Genomic DNA, 10,010 nt, shown 5'->3' on the forward strand with positions numbered 1-10,010 from the left:
TGTCGTCGGCGAAAACGGTGGGGAGGTCAGCCAGCGTCTCGAGGTCGGTGGCCTCCCGTGGACCCTCGTCACGCTCGACGACGCCGTCACTCGTTTCGACGGGGACTACCTCGCCGTCAAACCGCCCCTCGTCCCAGGCCTCGAGCGCGCGCTCGTGGGAGCGGAGCGCGAACTCGTCTTGCTCCTCACGGCCGATGTCGAACCGTCGGGCGACGCGCTCGGCGGTCGCGCCCATCGGGAGCTCGTCGACGTCGTACCGCTCCTCGATCCCGGGGTGGAGCCAGTCCGAGAACGGGATCCGGCTCATGTGTTCGACGCCGGCGACGGGGTAGACCTCGCCGTCACCCGTCTCGACCGCGCGGACGGCGTCTACGAGCGTCGTCAGCGACGAGCCACAGAGACGGGTGGTCGTCGCGCCCGGTACGGTCTCAGGGAAGCCGCCCGCGAGCAGCGACTGACGGGCGAGGTTCCGGCCCTGTTCTTCCTCCTGGTTCGCACAGCCGAGGCGGAAGTCGTCCCACTCCTCGGCCGGGACGCCCGTTCGCTCGACCAGCGCCTCGAGCACAGTCGTAACGAGGTCCTCGGGGTAGACATCGGCGAGTCCACCGTCTTTCCGCCCCTGCGGGGTTCGCACTGCGTCGACGAGTACGGCCTCAGCTCGGGTCATCGACCGAGAAATCGAACGGTCGATAGTTAAGTTTTACCTCGGGGACCGGTTTTTCCGCCGTCGTTCCGTGAAACAACGTGTTGGATGATCATCCGATACAGTTTTCAACGAGGACGGTATGCTACGTGATAGGTAACACTCAGCACGTGGTAACGAGTTAGCCAAAACGACCGATTCGTGCGGCGGTCGAGGCGGTCGGCCACCGAGGAGCGATGCCGTACCGCGTCAGTGTCGACGCCACCAGCCGTATCGCCCGTCAGCCAGGGCGTCACCCGCCCGAGGCTCGTTCGGATCGGATCCCACTATCGACGTCACAATGTCAGCGAACGAAAACGCATCGGCGGGACAAGACGAGCCTGCCGATTCAGACGCACGTACCGCTCTCGAACAGGACCCCCAGGAGCAGCGACTGCTGTCACGACTACTGCACGTAGATTTCCGGGCAGGAGCCCGCGATTCCGTCGGAATCCTGCTGGGGCTCATCCCGTTCGCGCTCGTCTTCGGGATCGCCGCCGACGGCGCGGGGTTGTCGGTCCTCCAGACGGTTGCGATGTCCGCAGGGATCTTCGCGGGCACCGCACAGCTCGTGATGGTCGAGCTGATGGCTGTAAACGCGGGACTCGCGATCATCGTCCTCACCGGGCTCGTCATCAACCTCCGGATGCTCATGTACTCGGCCTCTATCGCGCCGTATTTCACCGAGTACGGAAAACGAACGCGGGCGTACCTCGCGTACTTTCTCACCGACCACGTCTACGCGGTGTCGATCGGCGAGTACGCCGACGAGTCCCGTGATCGAAACAAGCGGCTGTACTACCTCGGACTCGGCGTGAGCATCTGGCTCGTCTGGGTCATCACGACGGTAATCGGGTACGTCCTCGGAGCCGGCATCCCGGCCTCGCTGAACCTCCAGTTCGCGATTCCGCTCGTCTTCCTCGCGATTCTCGTGCCGGCGATCGACGCCTACCCGCAGCTCGTCGCCGCGCTCACGAGCGCGCTCGTTGCGATCGCCGCGGCGCTCGCCGTCTCCCAGACCGGGCTCCCGGAGGGTGCCGATCTGCTCATCGCCGCGGGCGTGGGGATCGGCGCCGGTGTCGCAGCCGAGGAGGTGATGGGCCGATGAGCGAGTACTCGATGCTCAGCGTCTGGGGCGTGATCGTCGCGATCGCCGTCGCCACCTACCTCATCCGGTTGTCGTTCATTCACCTGTTCGGCCGGATCAACCAGGTTCCCACGAGGGTCAAGCGCTTCCTGAAGTTCGTCCCCGCGGCGGTGCTGGCGGCGCTCGTCGCCCCGCAGCTCGTCACGCCGAGCGCGGCGGTCACCGAGATGGTCCTCGACGAGCGCCTGCTGGCGGGTGCCGTCGCCGCCGGCGTCGCGTGGTGGCGGGGTGATATTCTGCTGACGATCATCGCCGGGATGGTCGCCCTCTGGACGTTCCAGTTCCTTCTCTTCTGAGCGGCACCGGGTTTCGGGAACGGAAACGGCTTTGACCCGCCTCGTTCTACGCGTCGGTATGCGAGTCGCAGTACTCGGAGCCGGGACCATGGGCCACGGCATCGCACAGGTAACCGCAATGGCCGGACACGACGTGATCGTCCGGGATATCGAGACGGCGTACGTCGAAGACGGACTCGAATCGATCGAATCGAACCTCGAGGGCGGCATCGAACGCGAGAAGGTCACCCGCGAGGAGGCCGACGCGGCGCTCGAGCGCCTCTCGGGAACCACGGATCTCGCCGAGGCGGTCGAGGGGGCCGACCTCGTCGTCGAGGCCGTTCCGGAGGACGTCGACCTGAAGAAAGAGACGATGGAAGACGTCGAGGAGCACGCGAACGAGGAGACGATCATCGCGACCAACACCTCCTCGCTCTCGGTGACGGAGATCGCAAGCGCCGCGGAGCGAGACGGCCGCGTGATCGGGCTCCACTTCTTCAACCCCGTCCACATCATGCAACTCGTCGAGATCGTCGTCGCCGAACAGACCGACGACGAGACCCTCGAGTTCGCCCGCGGGTTCGTCGAGGACGTCGGGAAGACGCCGGTCGAGGTCACCGACTCGCCCGGTTTCGCCTCCTCGCGACTCGGCGTCGCGCTCGGCGTCGAGGCGATCCGAATGGTCGAGGAGGGTGTCGCCGACCCGCGAGACATCGACACCGCGATGGAACTCGGCTACAACCACCCGATGGGGCCGATCGAACTCGGCGACGTCGTCGGTCTCGACGTCCGTCTCGATATCCTCGAGTACCTCCGGGAGGAGCTCGGCGAGCGGTTCCGGCCGCCACAGGCGCTCAAGCGAAAGGTCCGCGCTGGCAAGCTGGGCAAGAAGACCGGCGAAGGGTTCTACGTCTGGGAGGACGGCGAGATCGTCGGCGTCAGCGGGGAGGTGGACGAATGAGCCTCCCCGAGAGCCCCGTCGACGGAGCCGAGTCGATCGAGGACGCCGCTGTCGACTGCGAGACGGTCCACGCCAGCGTCGGCGACCGCGTCCCCGGCGTCGCGACGGTCACTCTCGACCGCCCGGACGCGCGAAACGCGCTGAACGCGCAGGTCCGGGCGGAGCTGAAGGACGTCCTCGCGGCGGTCGCGGAGAGCGACGTCCGGGTCGTCGTCCTCACCGGTGCGGACGAGGCCGAGGCCTTTGTCGCCGGCGCCGACGTCGGCGAGTTCCGCGACCGGAGCGCGCTGGACCAGCGCGAGGCCTCGAGCCGCCCGCGGGTGTACGAAGTCGTCGACGACCTGCCCCAGCCCGTTATCGGCCGACTCAACGGGCATGCATTAGGCGGCGGTTGCGAACTTGCCCAGGCCTGCGACGTCCGCATCGCCCACGAGCGCGCGAAGATCGGCCAGCCCGAGATCAACCTCGGAATCATGCCCGGCGGCGGCGGCACCCAGCGCCTCCCCCGTCTCGTCGGCGAGGGGCAGGCAATGCGGCTGATCCTCTCGGGGGAACTGATCGACGCCGAGGAGGCCCACGAGATCGGCCTCGTCGACGACGTCTGCGCCGATTCGGAGGCGCTCGACGAGGCGGTCTACGACCTCGCCGAGTCGATGGCCTCGAAGAGCCCCGTCGCGCTCGAGTTCGCGAAGAAGTCGGTGAAAGCGGCCTCCCGGATGGATCTCGAGCAGGGAATCGAGTACGAGGCGGAGCTGTTCGCTCAACTGTTCGCCACCGCGGACAAAGACGAGGGGATCGACGCCTTCTTCGAGGACCGCGATCCCGAGTGGAACGGTCGATAACGGTTCGATTCCGGCCGGTTCGGTCCGGCTCGGCCCCGTCGGCGGTAGAATTTGCGGTGAACAGGCGATACCTCGCGGAGCTCGAAGGAAAACGTATTTATCATACTTTCATGAACAACAGATCATGGCATACAGTTACGAGCCACACCACTTCGAGGACTTCGAAGAGGGTCAGGAGTTCGAGAGCGTCGGCCGAACCGTGACGGAATCCGACTTCGTCATGCACTCGGCGCTCACCGGCGACTGGACGGAACTGCACACCAACAAGGAGTACGCGGAGGACGGCCCGTTCGACGGGCGGATCGCCCACGGCCCGATGACGTTCGTCCAGGCGACGGGCTTCGTCTACCGCACCGGTATCGTCGAGCGCACGGCGTACGCATTTCTGGGGATGAACTACATGGACCTCCCGAACCCCGTCTACATCGGCGACACCCTCTCGCTCGAGATGGAAGTCACCGAGAAGAAAGACGTCGACCACGACGACGCCGGCATCGTCGTCCTCGATACGGTGATGACCAACCAGGACGACACCGTCGTCCTCGAGGGCGACATGAAATTCCTGATCAAGCGCAAGGAGTGATGGCGACGACGTCCGGCCGTCCTCTCGGTCGCGCGTAACCAGTCTCGAGCGAGATTCCGAGAGTCCGTCTCGAGGACCGCGAAAACGGCGCTACCGAAGGGCCTACAGTTCGAGGAACGATTCGGCGTTTTCCCAGAGAATTTGCCGCTGTAGTTCCTCGTCGAACCCCAACTCCGCGAACTGCTCGAGCCAGCGCCCCGGCTCGAGCATGGGATAATCGGTCCCGAACATTACCTTATCCGAGAGGAGGGTCTTCGCGTAGTGGAGCACCTGGTCGTCGATGTACTTCGGCATCCATCCGGAGAGATCCATATAGACGTTACCCTTCTGCTGGCAGATCGCGAGCTGTTCCTTTTCCCAGGGATAGGCGGGATGGGCGATGAGAATCTGGAGGGCGGGATGGTTCGCGGCGACGTCGTCGATCAGCATCGGGTTGCCGTACTTGATCTTCAGTCCGCGACCGCCCGGCGAGCACGCGCCGAGCGTGGAGTTTCCGCCGTGGAAGACGACGGGGACACCGAGGTCCTCGATCGTCGCCCACAGCTCCTCGTGTTCGGGATCGGACGGGTCGAACCCCTGTGCGATCTGCTGGAACTTGAACCCCGAGAGGTCCAGGTCCTCGACACACCGAATCGCCTCCTCGACGCAGTCGTCTTTGAGCGGGTCGACCGAGCCGAACCCGATGAAGAAGTCCGAGTACTCGTCGCGAACCTCGGCGACGTAGTCGTTGGGAACGGGTGGATTCCCCGTGTTCGTCTCCGCGTCCCAGCCGAGCAACACGGCCCGACCCACGCCGGCCTCGTGGTATTCCTCGAGCATGTTCTCGTAGGTATCCGTCTCGAGGTCGGCACCGAACCGATCGGCGGCGTCTTTCATCATCTGCCCGCCGGCGTCGTGAAGGAACTCGCTGGTCGGCTGGTGAGCGTGCATATCGATTGCGCGCGGCTCGTCGGCAGGGATAGTCGGGCCCATACGGTAGCCTTTCGTACCGACGATACATATGTGTGATTGATGATCGAGTTCACCACGGGAGGAGACGAACTGGATCTCGAGCGGTGGGGGACACTCACGCTGCTCGTATCGATACCCGCTGGGAGGAGGTCTCCCCTTCGGAGGAGCTGCAGAACGGAACCGGACAACCATCTCTAAATAACATCTATATTATAATAGGTCTTAATTACCAGTTTCAAATAATATCGGGGCGCGTTCGATCCGGACGGACAAATACGAATTCGAAATCAGTATTTGGGGCGTCTGGTGCCGATCTAATACGTTCTTCGATAGATCCGGGATACTCGAACGGACGGAGCGGGACTTGGACGAGAAAGTCGACTTCGGATAGCGATAACCCTATTTTGTACCTTTTCAGGCACCCATTGGCCCTTTTGGAGAGCAGGCCGACTGATGTGAGACCCGACCCGGCAAAGCTTGTTCGCCTTCCAGACCAACTAACCATCATATCCCAATATAGATACTATATTTGGTAATTTGGCGGCTAGGGACGATACAAGAGTGCTGTCGACGCGTGGACTCGAGCCAACGCGCCTCGATACGAGGGCTCATACGGCTCACCCGAGAACCCCCTCCTATGCAACTCCCACCGATCGGACTCGGTACGATGGGGATCGAGCACCCCGACACGATCGCGACGGCCCTCGAGTGTGGCTACGGACACCTCGACACGGCCCAGATCTACGGGAACGAAGCCGTCGTCGGCGAGGGGCTGGCTCGCAGTTCGGTCCTCCGAGAGGACGTCGTCGTCGCGACGAAGGTGTGGGCCGACAGCCTCGCGCCCGAAGCCGTCCGCGAGACCACCGCGGAGAGCCTCGAGCGACTGGGCCTCGAGTACGTCGATCTGCTGTACGTTCACCGCCCGATCGAGGCCTACGAGCCCGAGCGGACGCTGCCGGCGTTCGACGACCTGCACCAGGAGGGCGCGATCGACGGCGTCGGCCTGAGTAACTTCTCGGTCGCCGAACTCGAGGAGGCCGCCGCCGTCCTCGAGGCGCCGATCGCGGCCCACCAGGTCGAGTACCACCCGCTGTTCCAGCCCGAGGAACTGCTCGCACACGCCCGTGAGAACGGCTACCCGCTGGTGGCGTACTCACCGCTGGCGAACGGCCGCGCGGGCGAGGTCGAGGCGGTCGTCGCGATCGCCGAAAGACACGATACCACGCCGGAGGCGGTCTGTCTCGCGTGGCTGGCCGCCAAAGAGGGGGTCGTCTCGATTCCGAAAGCGAGTAGCCGCGAGCACCTCGAGGCGAACCTCGAGGCGCTGGAGCTCGAACTCGCTCCCGAGGATGTCGAGCGGATCGACGCCGTCGAGCGAACCGAGGAGCTGTTTCCGGAGTAGGTATCCGAAGACCGGTCAACTGCGTGCGGTGGCGTGCGCTGGACGGCGACGAGCGAACGGCGAGTCGCCGTTCGACGGTACGTGAGGGATGAGCGAGTAGCGTGGGACCGAAGTCCCGCGTACCATGTGAACGGGCACTCTGTGCCCGTGAGCAGACGCAGCGAGCGAATCGGCTGGGGAGGACGTGGAGATTCCTTGTGTCCACGAGTTGCAGCACACTTTCTTCGGCCACTCTTCGGAGCTACTCGAACCGGTTAGTATGAACGACTGACTCACAAGTCGATTCTCTGAATCGGCTGATTCGTTATCGTGAACTGCAAACTGCTCGCTTCGCTCGCAGTTTCTACTGGGCGAACGGCTGTCCGAGACGCGCGACAGCGCGTCTCTCTGCGGAACGACGATCGAAGCGCGAGCGTAGCGAGCGGTGAGTGAGTCGTCTGTACGTAGCGGTGGATCATTAGCAATCTCGAGCACCGGAGCCCGATCTTCCGACCGACGAGCCGAGGACGGCAAACCCAAACCCTTGTTTCGTCGCGGTCACTCGAGACGAACGATGACCGACCTCGCCGACTCGCCGGCCGTGCGCCGGCTGGCCGACTGGGACCACGAGCGACTCGAGGGCCTCGCCGACGAGTACGAGACGCCGCTGTACGTGATGGATCTCGATCGCGTCAAGGAGAACTACACGCGCTTCGCCGCGGCGTTTCCCGACGCCGAGGTCATGTACGCCGCGAAGGCCCATACGGGGAAGGCGGTGCTCGAGGCCGTCCTCGAGGCCGGCGCCGACATCGAGTGTGCGGCCTGGGGGGAACTAAAGCGCTCGATCGACGCCGGCGCGGACCCGAACACCTTGCAGTACACCGCGGTCAACCCGCCGGATCACGACCTGGACTACGCCACGGACCTCGCGGAGGATGCACCGGGACTGACGATCACCATCGGTGCGACCGATACGCTCGAGCGATTGCAGGAACGGGGCTACGACGGCCGGATCGCGATCCGCATCAACCCCGGCATCGGGACGGGCCACCACGAGAAGGTCGCCACCGGCGCGGACGCGAAGTTCGGCATCCCCTACGAGCAGGTCCCCGAGGTCGCCGACCGAGTCCGCGAGGAGTTCGACCTCGTCGGGCTCCACGCCCACGCCGGCAGCGGCGTCCTAACCGAGGGCCTCGAGGAACACTGCAAGGCGATCGAGCGAGTCGGCGAGATGGCCCGCCGGGTCGGCGATGCGGACCTTGAGTTCGTCGACGCCGGCGGCGGCTACGGCGTGCCCTACCGCGAGGACGAGGAGCCGCTCGACCTCGAAAAGACCTCGAACATGGTCCGCGACGCGGTCGGCGACCTCGAGGCGACGCTGAAGCTCGAGCCCGGTCGGTACGTCGTCGCCGACGCGGGGCTGATCCTGAGCGAGGTCAACACGATCAAGGAGGCCCCCGACACGACGGTCGTCGGGATCGACGCCAGCCTGGCGACGCTCATTCGGCCGGCGATGTTCGGCTCCTACCACCCGATGTACAACGTCAGCGCGCCCGACCGCGATCCCCACCCCGTCACGGTCGGCGGTCCGGTCTGTACCAGCGCGGACGTCTTCGCCCACGACCGGCCGGTCGCCCGGCTCGAGCGCGGCGATATCCTCGCGATCGGCAACGCGGGCTCGTACGGCTACGAACTCGCGAGCCAGTTCCACTCCCAGCCCCGTCCCGCCGAAGTGGGACTCGAGGACGGCGAGGCCCGTGTCGTCCGGCGTCGGGAGACCCTCGAGGACGTGACGCGGGTCGAGCAGTAGCCCCAAATCCCATCGAAACCGGACTGTCAGGCCTGTACGACGGGTGTGTGATGGTTTTAGACCGCTCGAGCCCGTCGACTATCGTATGAGTACTGTGAGCGAACGACGGTCGACACGAACGACGCGGCTGCCGCCCGTTCCGCGCCTCGCCGGACTGGCGGCGGTGCTCGGCACCTGGATCTTCTGGTCGGGCGTGTTCGTGACGGGCTTCGGCTGGATCGTCACGAACAACGTCCTCGTCGGCGCCGTCGCGGCCGTATTCGCGGCCTACACCGCGGCCCGGCCATCGGGCGGTCGGCTCCCGGCACCGGTCGCCCCGCTGATCGTTCTCGTCGCGGGAGTGTGGACCGTCGCGGCACCGTTCGTCTTCGGCATCGAGACCGGAATCCTGTTCTGGAGCAACGTCGTCGCGGGTGCGCTCGTCGCCGTGCTGGCGGCGGCCAGCCTCTACGGGAGCCGAAAGCTCGAGGCGGACGCTCCGACGTCCGCGTAGCGCGCCCGACCGAGTGCGGATTCTCGGAGACGAGCCCCGCTGGAGCCGACGAAGGCGGGGGCTTATGACCCGCCGCCAGAAACTGGCGGTATTGACGCGTCGTCGCTCGCTGACGGCGGATACCCATGAGTTTCGACATCACCACCTTCCACGCCGAGGCCGTCCGAACCCCCTCCCACGAGGACGTCTCGGCGATGCGCGAACTGCTGCTCGAGACGTTGCGAAACGCGGGCCACGAACCCGAGGTCGACGCCCGCGGAAACGTGCTGGCGAGTCGCGGGAGCGACGACGGCCCCCACATCGTCCTGAACACGCACTTCGACACCGTCGCGCCCCACGTCCCCTACGACCGGGACGGCGACACGGTGCGCGGTCGGGGAGCCTGCGACGCGAAGGGCCCCCTCGCGGCCTTGCTCGCGGCCTTCCTCCGCGCGGAGCCGGCCGCCGGACGGCTCACGCTGGCGCTGACGCCCGACGAGGAGACGCTGATGACCGGCGCCGAACACCTCGGGAAGACGCTGTCGGCCGACGGCTACGTCGTCGGTGAGCCAACCGAACTCGACGTCTGTATTGCCGCCCGCGGCCAGTGCGAGGGGACGATCACCCTCGAGGGCGAGGCCGGCCACGCGGCGAGCGTTCCCGCCGAACGAAATCCGGTGTTCGGACTCGTCGACGTCCTCGAGGCCCTGCGGAGCTACGACGAGGAGGCGGGTCCGGAGCCGGATCCGGTACTCGGAGCGCCGAAGTTGACCGCCTCGGCGCTTTCGGGCGGCGAGGCGCCCAACCGCGTCCCCGGTTCCTGTCGGCTGACGTTCGACCGCCGGAACGTCCCGCCCGAGACGAGCGACTCGTTCCGCGAGGAGCTGCAGACGTACCTCGAGGCGC

Annotated in this window: 11 protein-coding genes; 9 read left to right on the forward strand and 2 right to left on the reverse strand. The window is 65.6% G+C overall.

The annotated features are described in order from the left end of the window. A partial coding sequence (locus ACNA7R_RS17175) for a thiolase family protein (RefSeq protein WP_416284753.1) occupies positions 1-667 on the reverse strand: 667 nt, incomplete at its 3' end. A 316-nt stretch (positions 668-983) separates the two neighbouring features. Between ACNA7R_RS17175 and ACNA7R_RS17180 the strand changes: the two genes are divergently transcribed. The 5 genes from ACNA7R_RS17180 to ACNA7R_RS17200 all read left to right on the forward strand — a co-directional run bounded on the left by ACNA7R_RS17180 (position 984) and on the right by ACNA7R_RS17200 (position 4,490). Next, the gene (locus tag ACNA7R_RS17180; protein ID WP_416284754.1) at positions 984-1,790 is read left to right on the forward strand and encodes an AzlC family ABC transporter permease; all 807 of its coding nucleotides are present in this window, start codon (positions 984-986) and stop codon (positions 1,788-1,790) included. After that, positions 1,787-2,125, forward strand: coding sequence for an AzlD domain-containing protein (locus ACNA7R_RS17185; RefSeq protein WP_416284755.1), 339 nt, complete (start codon positions 1,787-1,789; stop codon positions 2,123-2,125). Before ACNA7R_RS17180 ends, ACNA7R_RS17185 begins: the two co-directional genes overlap by 4 nt. Positions 2,126-2,183: 58 nt before the next feature. After that, positions 2,184-3,065 carry a 3-hydroxyacyl-CoA dehydrogenase family protein gene (locus ACNA7R_RS17190; protein ID WP_416284756.1) on the forward strand — a complete coding sequence of 294 codons (882 nt, stop codon included), beginning with the start codon at positions 2,184-2,186 and terminating at the stop codon, positions 3,063-3,065. Beyond that, positions 3,062-3,907, forward strand: a complete 846-nt coding sequence (locus ACNA7R_RS17195) for an enoyl-CoA hydratase/isomerase family protein (protein WP_416284757.1) — start codon at positions 3,062-3,064, stop codon at positions 3,905-3,907. Before ACNA7R_RS17190 ends, ACNA7R_RS17195 begins: the two co-directional genes overlap by 4 nt. Before the next feature lie 124 nt (positions 3,908-4,031). Further along, a complete protein-coding gene (locus ACNA7R_RS17200) occupies positions 4,032-4,490 on the forward strand; it encodes a MaoC/PaaZ C-terminal domain-containing protein (protein ID WP_293026978.1) in 459 nt (152 codons plus the stop codon). 102 nt (positions 4,491-4,592) lie between these two features. Here the strand turns inward: ACNA7R_RS17200 and ACNA7R_RS17205 are convergent, their stop codons facing one another. After that, positions 4,593-5,462, reverse strand: a complete 870-nt coding sequence (locus tag ACNA7R_RS17205) for an amidohydrolase family protein (RefSeq protein ID WP_416284758.1) — start codon at positions 5,460-5,462, stop codon at positions 4,593-4,595. A gap of 616 nt (positions 5,463-6,078) precedes the next feature. On the opposite strand from ACNA7R_RS17205, the gene ACNA7R_RS17210 reads away from it, so the two are divergent. From ACNA7R_RS17210 to ACNA7R_RS17225, 4 genes are all read left to right on the forward strand, one after another. Next, the gene (locus ACNA7R_RS17210) at positions 6,079-6,843 is read left to right on the forward strand and encodes an aldo/keto reductase (RefSeq protein WP_416284759.1); all 765 of its coding nucleotides are present in this window, start codon (positions 6,079-6,081) and stop codon (positions 6,841-6,843) included. Positions 6,844-7,396: 553 nt separating this feature from the next. Continuing rightward, positions 7,397-8,632, forward strand: coding sequence for a diaminopimelate decarboxylase (lysA, locus tag ACNA7R_RS17215; RefSeq protein WP_416284760.1), 1,236 nt, complete (start codon positions 7,397-7,399; stop codon positions 8,630-8,632). Between the two features lie 85 nt (positions 8,633-8,717). Then, entirely contained in the window at positions 8,718-9,125 is a 408-nt protein-coding gene (locus ACNA7R_RS17220; RefSeq protein WP_416284761.1) for an SPW repeat domain-containing protein, read from the forward strand. Between the two features lie 125 nt (positions 9,126-9,250). Continuing rightward, a partial coding sequence (locus ACNA7R_RS17225) for a M20/M25/M40 family metallo-hydrolase (protein WP_416284762.1) occupies positions 9,251-10,010 on the forward strand: 760 nt, incomplete at its 3' end.

This window comes from Natronococcus sp., from assembly GCF_047921035.1.
In the GTDB taxonomy this organism is placed as follows: domain Archaea; phylum Halobacteriota; class Halobacteria; order Halobacteriales; family Natrialbaceae; genus Natronococcus.

What these genes read in the sequence shown, in the direction of transcription:
- ACNA7R_RS17180 (WP_416284754.1), top strand. Translation starts at nt 984, where the DNA reads ATGTCAGCGAACGAAAACGCATCGGCGGGACAAGACGAGCCTGCCGAT.
- ACNA7R_RS17195 (WP_416284757.1), top strand. Translation starts at nt 3,062, where the DNA reads ATGAGCCTCCCCGAGAGCCCCGTCGACGGAGCCGAGTCGATCGAGGAC.
- ACNA7R_RS17205 (WP_416284758.1), bottom strand. Translation starts at nt 5,462, where the DNA reads ATGGGCCCGACTATCCCTGCCGACGAGCCGCGCGCAATCGATATGCAC.
- ACNA7R_RS17200 (WP_293026978.1), top strand. Translation starts at nt 4,032, where the DNA reads ATGGCATACAGTTACGAGCCACACCACTTCGAGGACTTCGAAGAGGGT.
- ACNA7R_RS17190 (WP_416284756.1), top strand. Translation starts at nt 2,184, where the DNA reads ATGCGAGTCGCAGTACTCGGAGCCGGGACCATGGGCCACGGCATCGCA.
- lysA (WP_416284760.1), top strand. Translation starts at nt 7,397, where the DNA reads ATGACCGACCTCGCCGACTCGCCGGCCGTGCGCCGGCTGGCCGACTGG.
- ACNA7R_RS17210 (WP_416284759.1), top strand. Translation starts at nt 6,079, where the DNA reads ATGCAACTCCCACCGATCGGACTCGGTACGATGGGGATCGAGCACCCC.
- ACNA7R_RS17185 (WP_416284755.1), top strand. Translation starts at nt 1,787, where the DNA reads ATGAGCGAGTACTCGATGCTCAGCGTCTGGGGCGTGATCGTCGCGATC.
- ACNA7R_RS17220 (WP_416284761.1), top strand. Translation starts at nt 8,718, where the DNA reads ATGAGTACTGTGAGCGAACGACGGTCGACACGAACGACGCGGCTGCCG.